Source organism: Paraburkholderia oxyphila NBRC 105797, from assembly GCF_000685075.1.
Taxonomy (GTDB): Bacteria; Pseudomonadota; Gammaproteobacteria; order Burkholderiales; family Burkholderiaceae; genus Paraburkholderia; species Paraburkholderia oxyphila.
In genome coordinates this window covers 26,639-43,009 of sequence record NZ_BAYD01000025.1, presented here as the reverse complement: position 1 = coordinate 43,009, position 16,371 = coordinate 26,639, and the positions used below count along the sequence as shown (strand labels likewise).

The window sequence follows — 16,371 nt, the reverse complement described above, 5'->3', positions numbered from 1 at the left end:
CGTCACGGTCGACAGCGAGCTCAGGCCGGTGGAGGCGGACGTCGAGAGCGTATCGACGCTCGTCGAGAGCGAGCTGATGCCCGTCGAGGCCGACGTGGACAACGAATCGACACCGGTCGAGAGCGAGGACAGCCCCGTGGACGTCACGGTCGAAAGCGAACTCAGGCCCGTCGAAGCGGAAGTCGACAGCGTGTCGACGCTCGTCGAGAGCGAGCTGGCGCTCGTCGAAGCCGAGGTCGACAGCGAATCGACACCGGTCGAGAGCGAGGACAGCCCCGTGGACGTGACCGTCGACAGCGAGCTCAGCCCCGTCGAAGCCGAGGTCGAGAGATTGTCGATGGCGGTCGAGAGCGAGCTGACGCCGGTCGAGGTCGAGGTCGACAGCGTGTCGACGCTCGTCGAGAGCGAGCTGGCGCTCGTCGAAGTCGACGTGGACAGCGAATCGACGCCGGTCGAGAGGCTCGCGAGGTTGCTATCGGTGGTCGACAGGCCCGTGGAGAGCGAGCTGACACCCGTCGAAGCCGAGGTCGAGAGCGTGTCGATGCTCGTCGACAGCGAGCTGGCGCTCGTCGAGGTCGAGGTCGAAAGCGAGCTCAGGCCCGTCTCGGTCGAAGTGGACAGCGAGCTGATGCTGGTCGAAGACGACGCGGCCAGATCGTCCAGTGCCGTCGACAGCGAATCGAGGTTGCCGGAGCTGTTCGCGCTCGCCGTCGAGAGGCTCTGCAGGCTGCTGTTGGTCGTATCGATGCTCGTGGACAGCGAATTGAAGCCGGCCGCGGTGGACGACGACAGCGAGTTCAGGCTGCTGTTCGTGGTATCGATGCCAGTCGAGAGCGACGCAACGCTCGACGAAGTCGACGAGGACAGCGAATTCAGGTTGCTGTTGGTCGTATCGATGCCGGTCGACAGCGATGCCACGCTCGACGAGGTCGACGTCGACAGCGAATCGAGGTTGCTATTGGTCGTGTCGATGCCAGTCGAAAGCGATGCCACGCTCGACGAAGTCGACGAAGACAGCGAATCCACGCCCGTCGACAGCGAAGCAATGCCCGTCGAAGTGGACGTCGACAGCGACTTCAGGTTGCTGTTGGTCGTATCGAGGCCGGTCGAGAGCGAGGCGATACCCGTGGACGCCGAGGTCGAGAGCGAGCTGATGCTCGTCGAAAGGCTCGAGTCGCTCGTGCTCAACTGCGCGACCGTCACGGCGTCCTGCGGGGCCGAACCGTCCGCGACGTTGGTCAGGCGGCGTTGCGCGCTGGCATTGCCGACCGAGACTTCGGCTGCCGGAGCGGCCGTGCCGGTGGCGTAACCGTTGCCCGTCGGGGCGGCTGCGCCGGTCGTGCTGTTGGCGCCGATCGCCACGCTGTTCGCGTAGGCGGCGTTCGCGTTGGGGCCGATCGCCACGGCATTCGCGGCGCCGGCCACCGTGGTGCTGCCAAGGGCGATGGCGCCGTTGGCCGTGGCGGTCGTGGTGAGACCGAGCGCGATCGCGCCGTTGCCCGTTGCCTGGTTGGCGCTGCCGAGCGCGACGGCGCCGTCGCCGGTTGCGCTCTGTGCACGGCCAATGGCTACTGCGCCACCCGCGGCGGTCGAGCTGTTCGCCGTCGTGGCGGCCGAGCCGATCGCCACGTTCTGGCCCATTGCACCCGCCACCGAGCTATCGCCCTGCGCGATGCCATAGTTGCCTTGTGCAACGGCAAGATAGCCAAGCGCCACGCCCGAGGTGCCGGCCGCCGTCGACTGGGCGCCGAGCGCGATCGAGCTCGTGCCGGTTGCCTTCGAAAGCGAGCCAATCGCGATCGTGTCGGTGTTCGAAGCAGTCGCACCAATACCCGACGCAAACGAGCCCTGCCCGCTCGCCACCGAATAGATGCCGAATGCCACCGCGCCCGCGCCGTTGGCCTGCGCGCCCCAGCCGCTTGCAAAGGCACCGAAGCCGTTAGCCTGCGTATCGCAACCCAATGCGATCGTGTTCAAGCCCCACGACTGGGTCTGCGTGATCCCGTTGGCGGACTGCGTGACGTTGCCACGGTTGATGCTCGAATAGCCCGTGTAGCCGCTGGTTTGACCCGGACCCACGTTGTAGGGACCGTCGTAGCTCGTGGCCGAGGTTTGTACGCCAAAGCCGTAGATGCCGCCGGTGTACTTGGAGTCGCCACTGCCGTAGACGCCGGCGTAGCTGATGTTCGTCAGGCGGTTACAGTCGCCGTCGCCCATCATCGCCAGCGAGTTCGCGGATGCCGTGCCGCCCAGGCCGCCGGAGCTGGCAGCCCGCGTGCTGGGTCCGGAAGCGTTGCTCGTCATGCCGGTATCGGTAATGACAAACGAGGCGAATGCGGAAGCCGGCGCGAGCGCCGCCACCAGAGAAACGCTCGCAGCGACCGCGGCAAGCACGCATTTCGACTTGGTGCGTTTGCCGCGGGCCTTGTCCAGTTCGGATACAGCAACCCAGGCGCCCAGCGCCTCATTCCATACACAACGATATGCCTTGTTCATACCACCCTCGGGTTGGACTCGTGAGCCACAACCGGCTCTTTGAATTCGGTTTTTAACCGGCCAGACGTTTCCGTTTTTCTGTTCGGAAATCGATATGCAAAGCATTCCATCCGGCACCAACCCGCTCTATAGAAATCCTTCTATTCCCCCTGGGCGTCGCCCCGTATTCAGAATTGTCCTACCTACGCAGCCCGCTACAGCGCGGGAAGCACGTATTTCCAAGGCATGGAACACCATACCTTTAAATTCGTATAAATGGCCACACCGATTATTGACGCCGACAAACGATGGCCCCGCATTTCGAACTTTTACTTCAGCCATGCCGGCGAGAAAATCGGGCGCCACTCCATTGAGACTAAATTCGAGATATTCGAATTAATCCGATATCTCCGTTTCCACCGCGGGCGCACACTGCCTCACATCGCAGGTCCCTGACATCACCCGCGCCCCTACACGGAAAACCCATCATGAGAATCGGCATTTCAGTGCTCAGCCATAAGGGCCAGAATATCTGGCAAAACGGGCTCGGCCAGAACGTCATCTTCGTCGCCCAGTCTTTCCAGCGGCTCCCGTTCGTGGAGTCCGTCGTGCTCATCGACGTCGGCAGCGAACAGCAACTGCCGCAACAGGTCGACGAAATCGCGCCGGGTCTTGCACTCCTCACGCAGCGCGAAGCCACGGACGCCGTCGACGTGGTCATCGAGATGGCCGGCGCGCTAGACAACGCATGGCTCGATTTGATGCGCGCGCGTGGCCGCAAGGTGGTTTATTACTGCTGCGGGCAACCCTATGTGGGGCTCGTGGAGCCTGCCGTATTCAACAAGCCCGTGCATACCTCGCGCCCCGACCGTTGCGACGAGATCTGGGTCGTCGCCAAGGACCGCCGGCACATGCCGATGATGCGCACGCTGCACCGCTGTCCCGCACACGAAGTGCCGTACATCTGGCACCCGGGCTTCCTGCAGGCGCGCATCGACGAGGTCGCGCGGCATGGCGTGCAGTACGGCTACGAAGCCGCGCCGAGCCGCAACGCGCGGGAAGCCGCCGGCGGCGCGCTGCGCGTGGCGATCTTCGAGCCCAATATCTCGGTGGTGAAGTGCTCGAGCATTCCGATGCTCGCCTGCGACGAGGCCTATCGCGCCGACCGCACGAGCGTGGCCAAAATGCATGCGCTCAACACGCTGCACATGAAAGACCATCTGACGATGCTGCATCTCGCCAACTCGCTCGATCTCGTGCGCGAGCATCGCGCGACCTTTCACGGGCGGCACGACATTGTCGGCTTCATGGGGCAGCACGCGGACGCGGTGCTCGCGCACCAGTGGGACAACGACCAGAACTATAGCTATCTCGACGTGCTGTACGGCGACTATCCGCTCGTGCACAACTCGCCGTGGCTCGCCGGCTTTGGCGCGGGCTACTACTACCCGGGCTTCGATGCATACGAAGGCGGCCGGCAGTTGATCGCCGCCGCGCACGGTCACGAGGCGGGGCTCGACGCGTACCGCACACGCACACGCGCCGTGTTCGAAGCGGTCGATCCGTTCAGCGATGCCAACTTGCAGGCCTATGCGGAGCGCTTGCACGCGCTCGTCGCCGGCGCGCCCGTGCGGAAGTCCGTATGAACACGCTCGAAACCGCCACGCCGCGTCATTCATCCCGGCAACGCCGCGCTACTGCGGCGCGCCAAGGCCTGAAGGCTGGCGTCTCGCTCTACGTGCGCAAAGGCGATCAATCGCTGTGGGAAAACGGCGTGTTCCAGAACTGCCTGTTTCTCGCGATGCTGTTGCGCCAGGTCCCGTCGATCGGCGAGGTGTATCTCGTGGTTGGCGGCAGCGATGGGGAGGTTGACGACGCACGACGCTTCATCGGCGACGCGTACGTGCCCATCATCGACATGGCCGACGCGGCCTCGCGCCTCGACCTGATGATCGAAATGAGTGCGCGGCTCGATGGCGCGTGGATGGCCGGCTTCCGCGACCGTGGCGGCAGGATCGTTTCGATGCGCGTGGGCAATGACTATGCGATCGACATCGAGCGCATGATCTTCGACCGGCGGCAAGAAGCGCTCCTGCCCGGCGAGCCCTTCGACGAAGTCTGGACCCTCGCCGAATACGAAACCACCTGCGTGCCGTACTACCGCAGCGTCTTGCGCGCGAGCGTGCGTATCATGCCGCACCTGTGGAGCCCGTCGGTCCTCAGACGGGCCGCGGCTGCGCGGCGTTTCGGATACGAGCCCGGGCTAGACCGCTGGCGCGTGGGCATCTTCGAGCCCAACGTGGGTACGATCAAGACGAGCCAGATCCCGCTGCTGTGCTGCGAGAGCGCGCACCGTGCGAATCCCGATTTGCTCGAGCACGTGTGGGCGTTCAACACGGCCAAGCTCGCGGAGCACGCCGGCTTTCTCAGCTTCTGGAACAGTCTCGACATGGTGCGCCATGGGGTGGCTTCAATCGAGGCGCGCTATCCGTTCTATCTGCTCATGGAGCGCCACGTGAACGCGGTCGTCACGCATCAGTGGGAGAACGCGCAGAACTATCTGTATTACGAAGCGTTGCATGGGGGTTATCCGCTTGTTCACAACTCGCATCTGATCGGCAACTGTGGCTATCGCTACCACGATTTCGACTGCGAGGAAGGCGGCCGCGCCCTGATGCATGCGTTCGCAACCCACGACGCCAATCTGGCCTCGTACCGCCGCGACGCAAAGGCCTTTCTCGCGACGCTCCACCCCGAGAACGAACACAATGTCCGCACTTATGGCGCCGCGATCGACGCCCTCTTCAAGAAGGAATCCGTATGAACACCGGAACTCATGACAGCGCGATCAGAACGCAGGGCCTCAAGGTCGGCGTCTCGCTCTACGTGCGCAAGGGCGAGCAATCGCTGTGGGAAAACGGCATCTTCCAGAACTGCCTCTTTCTCGTGATGCTGCTGCGCCAGGTCCCGTCGGTGGCCGAGGTCTATCTCGTGATCGGCGGCGGCGACGGCGACTTCGACGATGCGCGCCGCTTCATCAAGGATGCGCCCGCGCCGCTCATCGACATGACCGACGCCGCCACGCGGCTCGATCTGATGATCGAGATGAGCGCGCAGCTCGACCGCGCGTGGATCGCCAACTTCCGCGAGCGCGGCGGCAAGGTCGTCTCGATGCGCGTGGGCAACGATTACGTGATCGACATCGAGCGCATGACCTTCGATTTGCCGCACGCGCTGCTCATCAGCGGCGCGCGCTACGACGAGATCTGGACCCTCGCCGAGTACGAGAACACCTGCATGCCCTACTATCGCAGCGCCATGCGCGCACCGGTACGCATCATGCCGCACCTCTGGAGCCCGCTCGTGCTCGAGCGCGCCGCCGCCGCGCTGCCCGAAGGCCAGCGCTTCGGCTACGAGCCGGGGCGCCGCCGCTGGCGCGCGGGCATCTTCGAGCCCAACATCTGCATGGTCAAGACGAGCCAGATTCCGATGCTGTGCTGCGAGTCCGCGCACCGCGCGAATCCCGACATGCTCGAGCACGTGTGGGCCTACAACACCTTCAAGACCAGGGACCACGCGGGCTTTCGCAGCTTCGCCAATAGCCTCGACATCGTGCGCCACGGGCTGACCTCGTTCGAAGGACGCTTTCCGTTCTACCAGGTCATGACGCAGCACGTGGATGCGGTCGTCACGCATCAATGGGAAAACCCGCAGAACTACCTGTACTACGAAACATTGCACGGCGGCTATCCGCTCGTGCACAACTCGCACCTGATCGGCAACTGCGGCTACCGCTACGAGGACTTCGATTGCGAGGAAGGCGGACGCGCGCTGCTGCATGCGTTCGCCACGCACGACGCCAACCTGGCCTCGTACCGGCGCGATGCGCAGGCGTTCCTCGCGACGCTGCATCCCGAGTACGCCGAGAACGTCTACGCATATGGCGCGGCCATTGCCGCGCTGTTCGACAAGGAATCCGCATGAACACCGCCACGCAAAACGGCGCGCGCAGCGCGAAGGGCCTGAGGATCGGCATCACGATCGGGCTGCACCAGCCCAACGAGACGCTCTGGAACAACGGCATCAAGCAAAACGCAGTGTTCCTCGCCGACACGCTGCGTCATTGCCCAGGCGTCGCGAGCGCCACGCTCGTCAACACGACGGCCGTGCCGGTGACGGACGCGCTGCCCTGGAGTCTGACGCGCTGGCCGACGCGCGCGTTCGACGAGGTCAAGGACGAGCTCGACGTCGTGATCGAGCTGGGCGGCCAGCTCGACGGCGAGCGCACCGCGTGGCTGAAGTTACACGGCGTGCGCCTCGTCTCGTACTGCTGCGGATTCGAGTACATCCACGCGACCGAAGGGATTCTGTTCAACAAACCGATGTGGAACGGCAACCTGTTCGTCAACCAGCGCTACGACGACATCTGGATAATTCCGCAGGTGGCCGGCAACAGCCAGTCCTACTTCGAGGTGCTGCGCCGCGCGAGCGGACGCGTCGTGCCGTTCGTGTGGAGCCCGACCTTCCTCGAGGAACGCACCCGCGCGCTGCCCGGCGGCGGCGTGTACGCGCCGCGCGACGAGGGCCGCGCGCCGGCGCGGCTCACGGTGATGGAGCCCAACATCAACATCGTGAAGTTCTGCCTCTACCCCGCGCTGATTGCGGAGCTGGCCTACCGCGCCCGGCCCGAAGCCATCGAGCGGCTGCAGGTGACCAATGCGCTGAAGCTCGCGCAGGAGAACCGCGACTTCATCGCGCTGATGAACCAGCTCGACATCGTGCGCGAGCACAAGGCCGTGTTCCTCGGCCGCCACGACACGCCGACCTTCCTGGCCGAGAACACCGACGTGGTGGTCTCGCACCAGCTCGAAAACCCGCTCAACTACTTCTATCTGGAAGCGTGCTGGCAGGGTTATCCGCTCGTGCACAACGCCACGCTGTGCCCTGAGCTCGGCTACTACTACGAGGCCAACGACGCCCATGCGGGTGCCCGGCGGCTGATCGAGGCGATCGATGCGCGCGGGCGCGACGTTGCCGGCTGGCGCATGAATCAGCGCCGTGCGATCGCCCGCTTCCTGCCGTTCAACGAGCAGGTCGTGAAGACGTATCAGGCATTGCTCGACGAACTGATGGCGCGTCCCCTGCGGTGAGGGCAATGGGCCGGGGAGCCGCGCGGAACGCACGCGCGACGTGGCGAGCGGCGTGCGCGAATCCGCCGCCCGCTTCAACTGCCCGTTTTAACCGCCCCGTCAACCGCCCGTGGCGGCCTCCGCTTCGAACACCATGCTGCGCGCCGCCGCATCGTAGCGGCAGACGACCTTAGCGCCCTCCTTCACTTCGCCCTTGAGCATCTCCTTCGCCAGCTCGTTTTCGAGCGTCTGCTGGATCTGGCGCTTGAGCTCGCGGGCGCCGTATTCCGGCCGGTAGCCTTCGGCGGCGAGGAAGTCCACTACGCTCTCGTCGAACGTCAGTTCGATGTCCTGACTACGCGCCATGCGCTGCACCTGCTCGAGCTGCAGGCGCACGATCGCGCGCAGCTCGTCGTCGGTGAGCGGCTTGAACACGATGATGTCGTCGATGCGGTTCAGGAACTCGGGCCTGAAATGCTGGCGCAACTCGGCCAGCACCGCGCTCTGCATCGAGGCGTCGGCGCTCGAGAGGAAACCCGGGCCCGAGCGCTTCTGCCCCGACACCACGTCCGAGCCGAGATTGCTCGTCGCGATCACGATCGTATTGCTGAAGTCGACCACGCGCCCCTTGCCATCGGTGAGGCGGCCATCGTCGAACACTTGCAGCAGCACGTTGTAGACGTCGGGATGCGCCTTCTCGATTTCGTCGAGCAGGATCACGCAGTAAGGACGGCGGCGCACGCGCTCGGTGAGCTGGCCGCCTTCGTCATAGCCGACATAGCCGGGCGGCGAGCCAATCAGGCGCGACACCGCATGGCGCTCCATGTACTCGCTCATGTCGATGCGCACGATGGCGTCTTCATCGCCGAACACCACTTCGGCCAGCGCCTTCGCAAGCTCGGTCTTGCCCACGCCCGTGGGCCCGAGGAACAGGAACACCGCGGTCGGCCGCCGGCCGCGCCGCAGGCCCGCACGCGAGCGGCGCACCGCGTCGCTGACCGCCGTGATGGCCTGCTCCTGGCCGATCACGCGCTCGTGCAGGCGCTTTTCCATCTCCAGCAGGCGCGTGCGCTCTTCCGCGGTCAGTTGCGTGACCGGCACGCCCGTGAGCTTCGAGACGATCTCGGCGACCTGCTCGGTCGTCACGTCGGAGGTCACCGAGCCGAGGCGCCCCTTCCATTCGCCGGTGGCGTCGGCCAGCGCCTGCTCCTTCCCGGCGATGGGCTCGTCGAGCGCATGCGCGCGCTCGAAATTCTTGCGCGTGGCCGCATAGTCCTGCTCGCGCTTGAGCTGCGCGAGCTCGGCCTCGAGCTCGAGAATCTGCGCGGGGCGCGACGTGGCCGAAAGATGCACGCGCGCCGCCGCCTGGTCGATAAGGTCGATCGCCTTGTCGGGCAGGAAGCGGCCCGTGATGTAGCGGTCGGAGAGCTCGGCGGCGGACACGAGCGCGTCGTCGCGTATCGTCACGTGATGATGGACTTCGAGCTTGTCGCGCAGGCCGCGCAGGATGTTGATGGTCTGGTCCACGCTCGGCTCGGTCACGAACACGGGCTGGAAGCGCCGCTCGAGCGCCGCGTCCTTTTCGATGTACTTCTGGTACTCCGAGAGCGTGGTCGCGCCAATCAGGTTCAGCTCGCCGCGCGCCATCGCGGGCTTGAAGACGTTGGCAATGTCGAGGCCGCCCTCGCTGCCGCCCTGGCCCGCGCCCACGATCATGTGCACCTCGTCGATGAACAGCACGAGGCTGTCGCGCTGGGCGTTGATTTCCTCCATCACGCCCTTCACGCGCTCTTCGAATTCGCCGCGATACTTCGCGCCCGCAATCAGGCCGTTGACGTTGAGCTCGACGAGGCGCCGGCCGCGCAGCGACTCGGGCACGTCGCCGCCCAGCATGCGCTGCGCGAGCCCTTCGGCGATCGCGGTCTTGCCCACGCCCGGCTCGCCGATCAGCACCGGATTGTTCTTGCGGCGCCGCGCGAGGACCTCCACGACGGTCTCGATCTCGCTCGAGCGCCCGATCACGGGGTCGAGCTTGCCTTCGCTCGCGAGCGCGGTGAGATCGCGGCTGTACTGGTCGAGTTGCGGCGTGGGGCTCGGCGCCTTGGCGGCGGCATGCTCGCGCTGGTCGCCTTGCGCTTCCACGAGACGCTGCAACACCTTCTGCGGCGTCACGCCGAGACGGCTCAGCAGATGCCCCGCGAAACTGTCCTGCACCTGCGCGAGCCCGAACAGCAGATGCTCGGGCGCCACGTAGCTGTGGCCTAGCTCGCGCGAGACGAGAAACGCGCGGTCTAGCGCGCTCTTCAGCCGTGGCGAAACGGCCACGCGGCCCTCCTCGCCCACGGTGGCGGGTTCGCGCTTTTGCGCGTTGGCGTCGATGAACGCGCGCACGTCATCGGGCTCGATGCCGAGGCGCTGGAGCACGGCCGCGGCCGCATCGTTGCCGGCCAGCTCGTAGAGCAGATGCTCCGTGTCCACTTCGCGGCGGCCGAACTGCACGGCGCGCTCGGCGGCACGCTGGAGCAAATCGCGCGCCACGTCGCTGAAATAGCGCTCGACGATGGAGCCGTCGCCCGCTTCCATCGTGTGCGGCGCACTGGCGCCGCCGGCCTCTTCGGGTTGCTGCTGGGACGCGCGGAACAGCGCTTCGAGCGGGCTCAACGTGCGCTGATGGCGCGTGAGCTGGGCGTAGTGATAGTCGCAGACGTCGAGAAAGCGCCGCCGGCCGTCCTGCAACACGGCCACCCGCACGGTCGCGGGACGCACGCCGCATATGTCGCAGTTGAACTGAGCCATCTCCCCTCCTTGGTAGCCTTGGTAGCAATGTGCCGTGCGCGCGCGCACGGGTGCACCGGGGAGCCGGGACGACGTGTGCAGCGAGTCAGGCGCATGACAGCGTGAATGAACGCGAAGATGCGAAGAACGCAAGGGCAATGCGTAGTCCAGCCGTCATCGTAACGTCGATTCGGCTGGCGTGCCGGTAGGCTGCTTGAGGGCGAGTGGCGTGGCCGCTGCCGGACCTGGGGCGCCAGGTCAGACGAATCGGCTCAGGCGGGCGATGGGCGGCGTGTTGGTTGCGCGCCGCGCGCTTCCCGCCCGTGAAGGGCCACGTAAAGGCCGGGCGAGAAGCGCGCTTGAGGAAGGGTTAACGCAAAAGTTCAGGCGGGCGTGGAAGGCACCTGCTTCATCCACGCACTCAGCAGCGCCGACGATACCGCCAGGATCACGGGACCGATAAAGAGGCCCACGATGCCGAACGCGAACATGCCGCCCAGCACGCCGGAGAGAATCAGCAGCATCGAGAGATTCACGCCGCGCCGGATCAGCGCCGGCCGGACCACGTTGTCGAGCATCATGACCATGACCGACCACACCGCGAACAGGATCGCCGCGACGTGCGCGTCGTGCATGAACAGCCAGACGACACCGCCGATCAGCGGCAGGCCCGGCCCGATCTGCGCGAGGCACAGCATCAGCATCAAGGCGGTGAGCACGCCCGCGCCCGGCACGCCGGCCACCGCGAGGCCGATGCCGCCCAGCGCCGATTGCAGCACGGCCGTCACGACGATACCGAGCGCAACCGCACGAATCGAGGCGCCCGCGAGCTTCACGGCCTCCGGGCCCTGGCTCGGGGAGATGCGCGCCGCAAAGCGGGTGACGTAAGCGGCCGCGCTCTCGCCCTGGGTGTAGAGCACGCCCGTGATGATCACCGTCACGAACATGTGCATCACGAACACGCCCACCGACGCGGCGTGCCCGATCAGCCAGTGCGCCGCGATCGATACGTAGGGCTCGAGCTGCGCGAGCAGGCCGCCCGGGCCCGCGTCCGAGAGCGTCTGCCATTCGTTGGCCACGCGCGTGCCCACCACCGGCACGTCGTGAATCCAGCCGGGCGGCGGCGGCAAGGCGTAATCGGGCAGCTTGCGGATCAGATCCATGATCTCGCTGCCGTGCGCGGCGAGCGTCGAGATCGCTTCATAGAGCGGCAGGACGATCACGACCAGCAGGATCAGCAGCATGACGAGCGTGGCGAGCCCGCGCCGATTGCCCACGCGCCGCTCGACGGCGAGCATCGCGGGCCACGTCGCGACGACGATCGTGGTTGCCCAGATCAAGCCTGGAAGGAACGGGCGCATGACGTAGAGGGAGCCGACAGTCAATGCGCAGAGAATCGCGACGACGAACAGTACGCGAGCAATATCTGGCAGGTCTTGCGACTTCACGGGGTCTCCTCGCGGCCGGCGGGCCGCATCAACGCAACGGACTGGAACACGAACTCGAGCGGCGGCCGCCGGGCCCGGACGCGCGGCCCGGGAGCGCGATGCCGCCGAGCCGCTAGTCTACCCGGATGGGCCTTGATCCGGCGCGAAATAGCCCTCAATCCGCCCGATCGCCGATAATGGCCGCTCCCCTCCTGCCCAATCGTCCAACCGCAAATCGCGAAAGAGACTCGCCATGTCCGCCTCCGTTTCGAAACTCCCCTGCGTGCTCCTCACCAACGACGACGGCATCGACGCGCCCGGCCTCGCCGTGCTCGAAGCCGTCGCGGCCGAGCTCGCGCATGAAGTGTGGGTCGTCGCGCCCGAGCACGACCAGAGCGGCACCTCCCATTCGATCAGCCTGCACTCGCCGCTGCGCGTGAGCCGCCGCGGCGAGCGCCGCTTCGGCGTGCTCGGCACGCCCGGCGACTGCGTGGTGATGGCCGTGCGCCACCTGATGGGGGACGTCACGCCCACGCTCGTGCTCTCGGGTATCAACCGCGGCGCCAATCTGGGCGTGGAGACGATGTTTTCGGGCACGGTGGGCGCGGCCATGACGGGCCTCCTGCTCGGCCTGCCGTCGATCGCGCTGAGCCAGGCCTTCCGCGACCGCGAGCACGTGCGCTGGGATACGGCCCGCGCGCTCGCGCCCGACGTGATCCGCCGCCTCGCGGCGGTTTCGCACGAGGCGCCGGTGTGCCTGAACGTGAATTTCCCGGATGTGGAGGCCAGCGCGGCGGGACCGCTCACCGTCACGCGTCAGGGCGTGGGGCTCGTGCAGGGGATCGACGTCGTTCCGCAGATCGATCCGCGCGGCATGGAATATCACTGGCTGCGCTTCACGCGCGGCCCGCGCGAGAACGGGCCGGATTCGGAAACGGCCGTGGTCGGCTCGGGGCGCGTGTCGGTCACGCCGCTCAATTTCGACCGCACCGACGAGCGGACTTTCTCGGTGCTCGAAGCGGCGCTGGACACGGCGCGCTGATCGGGCGGCCGTGCGCGTGGCGCTCCAGCGCCCGTTATCAGGCTGAGCAGGCCCTAGTCCTGCACCAGCGCGAGCACGCGCAAGGGGCTGCCCGAGCCGGCCTGGATCTTCAGCGGTGCCGAGACGATCACCGCGCCCGTGGGCGGCAGCTGATCGAGGTTCTTCAGGCACTGCAGCCCATAGCGGTTCGATCCATGCATGAGCGTGTGGCACGGATATGGCAGGGGCCAGGCGTAGGCCTGCCCCGCGTCGGTGTTGATGGTCTCGACGCCGAAGCCGTGAACCTTGCGCTCATGAATCAGCCACTCGACGGCCTCCTGCGTCGGCCCCGGCGTATGCGCGCCGTCTTCGCGCAGGTTCAGGAACTCGGCCGGATCCGTGCGCTTCGACCAGTCCGAGCGCAGCAGCACCCACGCGCCGGCCGGAATGCGACCGTGCCGCGCCTCCCACGCCTCCAGAAAACCCACCGTCAAAAGCCAGTCGGGATTTGCGGCGACTTCGGCACTCGCGTCCACCACCACGGCCGGCGCGATGAAGTTTTTCACGTCGATGGTGTCCACGGCGTTCTGCGCATGGTCCTTGCCGGAAATCCAGTGCACCGGCGCATCGAAGTGGGTGCCGGTATGCTCGCCGCACGAGAAGTTGTTCCAGTACCAGCCCGGGCCCTGCTCGTCGTACTGGCTGATCTTCTCCATCTTGAACGCCCACACCTGGCCGAATTGCGGCGGCAATTGCAAGGCCGGAAATTCGGGCGACAGGGTTTGGGTGAGATCCACGACGCGCACACGGCCGCTCGCCAGATCGGTGGTCAGTTGCTCCAGACTGCTCGTCATCTTGCGCTCCTCGCTCAGGGCCTGTTCACGCTAAAATTATCTTTAGGTCTAAAACATTTCAAAATCATGGTTAACCCCTTTGGGGACGTGGTATGTTTGCGTTCCGCGCAGGCAGTCCGCGCTCCGCAGTGGCCGTCGGTGCTCGCCATCGATACTCGCCGTCCGCAGTCGCCGTTCTTTACGCACTTTCCCTGTATGAGCCTGTCTCCCACCAGCAGTTTTGTCGACAGTTACACCCCGGCGCTGCTCGCCCAGGTCAGCCAGTTGATCTCCGGCGAGTTCCACGTGATCGTGCAGGCGGCCGGCTTCGAGATCTCGGACTGGCGCGTGCTGTCGACGCTTTCCGATGGGAAAGCGATGAGCATCGGCCGCCTCGCGCAGATCTCCGTGACGAAACAGCCGACCGTGACGCGCCTGCTCGACCGCATGGAGGCGCAAGGCTACGTCAAGCGCATTCCCAGCGAGACCGACCGGCGCGTCACGTTCGTGCGCATCACGCCGCAAGGACAGAAGCTCGTTTCCGAACTGATCGTGCAGGCGAAGCAGCACGAGGATCAGGTGCTCGCGCCGCTAGGCGCGCAAAAGGCCGAGGAATTGAAGGCCACGCTGCGCATGCTGATCGACCTGCATCGCCCGGCTGCCTGAACAACGGGGCACGCGCGCGCTGCCGCCGCCGCGCGCAGGCACGGCTCAGCGCTCGCCTGCGCGCGCGGCGGCATCCTGGGCGGCGCCCTCGATCGCGCGGCGCAAATCGTCTGGAATCGGCATGGCCTTGTGCGTGTCGAGCGAGGTCGTCACGATCGTCTGCTTCGCGCTCATGCGCACGACGCCGTCCGTGCCCGTGCACGCCCAGGCCAGCGTGAGCGATGCCTGGCCGATGCGCTCCACGTCGAGCGAGAGCCACACCTCGTCGCCCATCTTGCTGACCGCCTTGAAATCGACCTCCAGATGCACCGTGGGCATGCCCACGCGCCGCGCGCCGATCACGCCGTGATAGCCCTCGGGCAAGAGCGCGTCGATCCACGACTCGATGAGGTCGTTGAACAGCACGAAATACTGCGGGTAGAACACGATGCCGGCCGGATCGCATTCGGAAAAATGAATCTTGTGCCGCCGGCTGAATACGGGTGCGTGCGTTGTCATTGCGATGTCTCCGTCCACGGCCTGCGATTATGCCAGCGCGTGCCGCGCGAGCGCGGCGCGCAGCTTGTGGCCGTGCTCGTCGGCGAGCGCCGCGTCGCGCAGATCGCGCAAGGTCGCGGGCGCAAGGCGCGCACCCGCGCGCACCACGGTGCCCATCAGCGTCTGGTAGTTGGCGAGCCCGCGCGCATGTGTGTCGCTATAGCCCTTCACGAGACGCTGGCATTGCGCGACTTCGACGGCCAGCGCCGGATTGTGCTGCGCGGACTGCACGATCTGCTGCAACCAGGCCTCGATGCGTGCGCTCTCCAGTTCGTAACGCAGCGTGCGCCGGCGCATGCCGCGCAGGCGCGCGACCGCGTAGAGCATCAGGTAGCCGCGCAGCGAGCTCGTCTTGACCACGCGCCCCGCTTTCGTATGGCGCTTGACGAGACGATGAACGGCGTGCGGCTTGGCGAGCCAGCGGCCGATGCCGGCGGGCAGCGTCTCGCAGATTTCCTCGATGCGCGGATGCATGAATTCGTTGATGGCGAGCAGCTGGTCCGGCTGCGCGCGGACCTCGCCGCGCACGCGCTCGAAACGCGCGGCACGCGTCTTGAGGTCGGCCACGCGGATCGTGTCCTCGTACGACATCCACAGCGCGAGATGGCGCGCCGTCTCGCGCAGCAAGGTGCCGGGCGCCTCGGGCAGCGTGCGGCGCAGGTTCGCGAGCCGGTCGAGATAGAGCGCCGCATATTCGGGATCCTGATAATCGATCAGCCTGCGCACGCCCTCGATGGCGAACGACTGGACCTCGGCGGGCAGCTCCGCGCGCACGCGTTCGAGCAGACGGGCCACGGCCGGGTCGCGGGGCGCCTGCGCTTCGTCGATTGATTGAGCAGGCGGTGTGCCCTCTTGCGCGTCGCCTTCGTCGGTGCCCGCACGTGCGTAGCCCAGCTCAAACGCGCGCAGGCTCGGCTTCACGCCCACGCCGCCGCGCTCGATCGTTTCCTCGAACTGGCGGCGGCTGAACGGCAGCACCCCAGTGCCGGCCAGCGCCCCGAACAGCACCGCGCTGATCACGCTGCCGCTCGCTTCGGCCGCCTGCGCCATGTCGAAGCGCACGAAGCGCTTCGCCGCTGCGCCCGCGTGGGCGATCAGCGCGCCGTCGTCCACCCGGCCATCGCCCATCGCGGTCTTTTCAGCGATCGAGTAGACGCGGTGCGTGGAGGCCACGAGCGTCGTGCGCTCGGCCGTCACGAGCCCGCGCTGCACGGCGCGGCCCGCCTCCATCAGCTCGGAGGCCAGCACCACGTCGACGTCGCCGGGCAGCGGCATCAGGGCGAGAATCGGCGTGCGCGGCTCGCGCTCGTCGCGCGCGAACAGCTCGACGTAATAGATCGTCGCGCCGGTGCGCTGCGCGACGCCCGGCACCGAGGTGGTCTGCGCGTAATAGCCGTTGTGCTCGCCGAGGTCGACGACCCAGTCGGCCAGCACGCCGCCGCCCTCGCCGCCCATGGCGAGAATCGCAATCTTGATCGGTTGTGCTTTGTTCATGGTGTTGCCCGGAG

General features: G+C 66.4%; 12 protein-coding genes. 6 read left to right on the top strand and 6 right to left on the bottom strand.

Annotated features, from left to right (window positions below; translation table 11 throughout):
• Nucleotides 1-2,496, bottom strand: a 2,496-nt coding sequence (locus tag BO1_RS59240; RefSeq protein ID WP_043285285.1) for an ESPR-type extended signal peptide-containing protein, incomplete at its 3' end; no start/stop codon positions are given.
• A gap of 467 nt (nt 2,497-2,963) precedes the next feature.
• Here BO1_RS59240 and BO1_RS17950 point away from each other — a divergent pair.
• Genes BO1_RS17950 through BO1_RS17935 form a run of 4 tightly spaced genes read left to right on the top strand, consistent with a single transcriptional unit; the run spans nt 2,964 to nt 7,625 of the window.
• Nucleotides 2,964-4,121, top strand: coding sequence for a DUF2827 domain-containing protein (locus tag BO1_RS17950; RefSeq protein WP_028218742.1), 1,158 nt, complete (start codon nt 2,964-2,966; stop codon nt 4,119-4,121).
• Nucleotides 4,118-5,299: a DUF2827 domain-containing protein gene (locus BO1_RS17945; protein WP_084688030.1), complete on the top strand. Its 1,182-nt coding sequence runs from the start codon at nt 4,118-4,120 to the stop codon at nt 5,297-5,299. Before BO1_RS17950 ends, BO1_RS17945 begins: the two co-directional genes overlap by 4 nt.
• Complete coding sequence (locus tag BO1_RS17940) at nt 5,296-6,459, top strand: DUF2827 domain-containing protein (RefSeq protein WP_043285281.1); 1,164 nt, start codon at nt 5,296-5,298, stop codon at nt 6,457-6,459. The genes BO1_RS17945 and BO1_RS17940 overlap by 4 nt, the downstream gene beginning before the upstream one ends.
• Nucleotides 6,456-7,625 carry a DUF2827 domain-containing protein gene (locus BO1_RS17935; RefSeq protein ID WP_043285279.1) on the top strand — a complete coding sequence of 390 codons (1,170 nt, stop codon included), beginning with the start codon at nt 6,456-6,458 and terminating at the stop codon, nt 7,623-7,625. The genes BO1_RS17940 and BO1_RS17935 overlap by 4 nt, the downstream gene beginning before the upstream one ends.
• Nucleotides 7,626-7,724: 99 nt before the next feature.
• On the opposite strand, the gene BO1_RS51525 is transcribed toward BO1_RS17935, so the two are convergent.
• Both BO1_RS51525 and ydiK read right to left on the bottom strand, forming a co-directional pair.
• Complete coding sequence (locus BO1_RS51525; protein ID WP_043285277.1) at nt 7,725-10,400, bottom strand: ATP-dependent Clp protease ATP-binding subunit; 2,676 nt, start codon at nt 10,398-10,400, stop codon at nt 7,725-7,727.
• A 362-nt stretch (nt 10,401-10,762) separates the two neighbouring features.
• On the bottom strand, nt 10,763-11,827 hold the full coding sequence (gene ydiK, locus BO1_RS51520) for an AI-2E family transporter YdiK (protein ID WP_043285274.1): 1,065 nt from the start codon (nt 11,825-11,827) through the stop codon (nt 10,763-10,765).
• 232 nt (nt 11,828-12,059) lie between these two features.
• On the opposite strand from ydiK, the gene surE reads away from it, so the two are divergent.
• On the top strand, nt 12,060-12,848 hold the full coding sequence (gene surE / locus BO1_RS17920; RefSeq protein WP_028218738.1) for a 5'/3'-nucleotidase SurE: 789 nt from the start codon (nt 12,060-12,062) through the stop codon (nt 12,846-12,848).
• A gap of 53 nt (nt 12,849-12,901) precedes the next feature.
• Here the strand turns inward: surE and BO1_RS17915 are convergent, their stop codons facing one another.
• Nucleotides 12,902-13,681: a cyclase family protein gene (locus tag BO1_RS17915; protein WP_028218737.1), complete on the bottom strand. Its 780-nt coding sequence runs from the start codon at nt 13,679-13,681 to the stop codon at nt 12,902-12,904.
• 195 nt (nt 13,682-13,876) lie between these two features.
• On the opposite strand from BO1_RS17915, the gene BO1_RS17910 reads away from it, so the two are divergent.
• The gene (locus BO1_RS17910) at nt 13,877-14,326 is read left to right on the top strand and encodes a MarR family winged helix-turn-helix transcriptional regulator (RefSeq protein ID WP_028218736.1); all 450 of its coding nucleotides are present in this window, start codon (nt 13,877-13,879) and stop codon (nt 14,324-14,326) included.
• Nucleotides 14,327-14,371: 45 nt separating this feature from the next.
• On the opposite strand, the gene BO1_RS17905 is transcribed toward BO1_RS17910, so the two are convergent.
• Both BO1_RS17905 and BO1_RS17900 read right to left on the bottom strand, forming a co-directional pair.
• On the bottom strand, nt 14,372-14,824 hold the full coding sequence (locus tag BO1_RS17905) for an acyl-CoA thioesterase (RefSeq protein WP_028218735.1): 453 nt from the start codon (nt 14,822-14,824) through the stop codon (nt 14,372-14,374).
• Between the two features lie 27 nt (nt 14,825-14,851).
• A complete protein-coding gene (locus BO1_RS17900) occupies nt 14,852-16,357 on the bottom strand; it encodes an indolepyruvate oxidoreductase subunit beta family protein (protein WP_028218734.1) in 1,506 nt (501 codons plus the stop codon).
• Between the last annotated feature and the right edge of the window lie 14 nt (nt 16,358-16,371).